At 44.5% G+C, this 443-nt stretch carries 1 pseudogene; it reads right to left on the reverse strand.

Going from position 1 to position 443, the window contains the following annotated elements:
• Positions 1-127: 127 nt before the first annotated feature.
• A pseudogene (locus AEA42_RS21805) lies at positions 128-313 on the reverse strand (LysR family transcriptional regulator); the annotation flags it as partial.
• Positions 314-443 lie beyond the last annotated feature (130 nt).

The following is a 443-nucleotide window of genomic DNA, read 5'->3' on the forward strand; positions in this document are numbered from 1 at the left end:
ACGAGTACCAGTTGGGAGAGGCGCCACCTCAAGTCACAGGACTCACAGTGGACCAGCAGATCATTCTCGACGTGTTAGGCGAACGGTATCGGCAAATTTATTCCTAAATCAGGTGCGGAAAGTCGGGCATATCAATACTCGAACAAAATGCCACACTTTGCATGGTGAGAAGGTGGGCATACCATTCTTCCCGATCCGTGACTCTTTCAATCGAGGGTAACAACAGCCCTTGGCGCTGACAGAACAGTTCTAGTGGGTCAATTCTGCTGTTAAAGCCCTTCAGTTCAATACATAAAAATGAATAACGGCATATGTGGGTAGTGTTCATAATTCTGTGTCATTTCAGTAAAATATTCAAAAACAGGAATGACACATGACCCAACCTTTTAACTTCGAACAAGCCCTTAAAGATCTGCAATCAGGTAAAAGCCTCACAGGTAAAG

Source organism: Shewanella sp. Sh95 (assembly GCF_001308045.1).
GTDB lineage: Bacteria > Pseudomonadota > Gammaproteobacteria > Enterobacterales > Shewanellaceae > Shewanella > Shewanella xiamenensis.